General features: G+C 62.5%; 2 protein-coding genes. Both read left to right on the plus strand.

The annotated features are described in order from the left end of the window. Nucleotides 1-372 precede the first annotated feature (372 nt). Complete coding sequence (locus ABD844_RS43815; protein ID WP_344892700.1) at nt 373-714, plus strand: helix-turn-helix domain-containing protein; 342 nt, start codon at nt 373-375, stop codon at nt 712-714. 69 nt (nt 715-783) lie between these two features. Further along, on the plus strand, nt 784-993 hold the full coding sequence (locus tag ABD844_RS43820; RefSeq protein ID WP_344892703.1) for a hypothetical protein: 210 nt from the start codon (nt 784-786) through the stop codon (nt 991-993). Nucleotides 994-1,689 lie beyond the last annotated feature (696 nt).

Consider the following 1,689-nt stretch of genomic DNA (forward strand, 5'->3'; position numbering starts at 1 on the left):
ACCCAGCTCGCGATCATGCTGTGACCAGCACCCCCGCCGCCACGGGTTGAAAAAGCCTCACTGCACGCGCGGAAATGCATCAGCCCCGGGCATCGCCGGTGGATGGCGAAGCTAACCACGACACTACCTTTTGTCAGTCTGACAAGAATCCCCTGATCATGGTCTTACGGCTGCACGCGGGCACCGTCGGCTTCCTATGGTGGTCCACGAAGCAAAAGACCTGCGGCTGAGAAACCGCAGGTCAGGGGCGAAAATGCCGATCTAGGTAAGTGCTCCCGACAGTGCGCTGGTTCAGGACATGGGAAACCCATGTCGCAAGACATAGGAAACTTCAACGGAGTGTGTCTCGGGGGATAGGCCACCATCGTGATTATGAGCCTGGGCGGTGTGTCCAAGGGCTGGGTGTCCAAGCTGGTGGCCCGCTACCGTGCCGGGGGCGAGGTGGCGTTCGAGCCCCGTTCGCGGCGGCCGCGCGCCTCGCCGAACGCGATCGACGCCGACGCTGTCGAGTCGATCGTCCGGCTCCGCAAGGATCTCACCGAGCAGGGACTGGACGCCGGCCCGGACACGATCGCCTGGCACCTGCGGCAGCACCACGGGCGCACGATGTCCCGAGCCACGATCAATCGGCACCTTACCCGACGTGGGCTGGTGACCTCCAAACCAAGAAACGTCCCCGCTCGTCCTGCATCCGCTTCCACGCAGAGCTGCTGAACGAGACCTGGCAGGCCGGACACCGACACCCACGCCCGCGTATGGCACGACCGCATCGACCCTTCTGGAGTGGTTACCCCGCGCCTGGACGGCTGGCTGCACCACATCGGCATCGGGCGAACCCACGCCCGAACCCACGTCATCCTCCTGATCGACGATTTGCACGTCCGCGTCGTCAACGCCATCACGGGAGAACTCCTGCGAGAGATGACCATCGACCCCACCCGCGACCACCAGCCTCAGGTAAACCCCAACAAGACGAAACCCCCGAACCCGTAGGTTCGAGGGTTTCCGATGTCCCGAGACATCACAGAGTGCCGCCGGCAGGATTCGAACCTGCGGCACCCGCTTTAGGAGAGCGGAGGTTCCTCCGCCTGATCAGGTGCCTTGAGCTGGGCAAACGGTTTATCTAGCGTCTAGGCCACGCAAGATCATCCCGTGCATGTCCCCCGACATGCTGACCCACACTAGTGCGGCACGTAATGGGTGTGATGGCAGGAAGGGAAGGTGCCCTTGGGCCCGGTCTGTCCCAAACCGCTGTTTCATGTTTGCTGCCACCCGCTTCGGGGGCGAGGCGCGCAAAGGTCGAAGATCGGCTACGCAGCGTTATCTCGAGAGGTAGGTGTTGGCCAGCACCCGTGGCACGGGCGCAAGCCGGTGAACCGGGCGATGGACTCGCTGTAGTCCTTGTAGTTCTGCTCGTTCTGGACGAGACGACATGGGTCTGCAGCAGAGTGGTACACAGTCGGACGCTTTGTCGGCGCCGTGCAGACCAAGACCCAGGTCGTGTCACGTGCCGCGCGCTCTTTCTCCGCAATCTGCTCGGTGAGCTTTCTCTCTTCCTGCTGGAGATCCTCCAGCAGATCTTGAACTCTGTCGATGTTCTTCCGCAGGGTGTCGCGCTGGACCTCGAGACTGAGCTGTTTTCATCCTCGGCGGGCACTTGCTGATCACAGCATGATCGCGAGTCCGACG

The sequence above is a fragment of the Nonomuraea antimicrobica genome (assembly GCF_039536965.1).
Lineage (GTDB): Bacteria > Actinomycetota > Actinomycetes > Streptosporangiales > Streptosporangiaceae > Nonomuraea > Nonomuraea antimicrobica.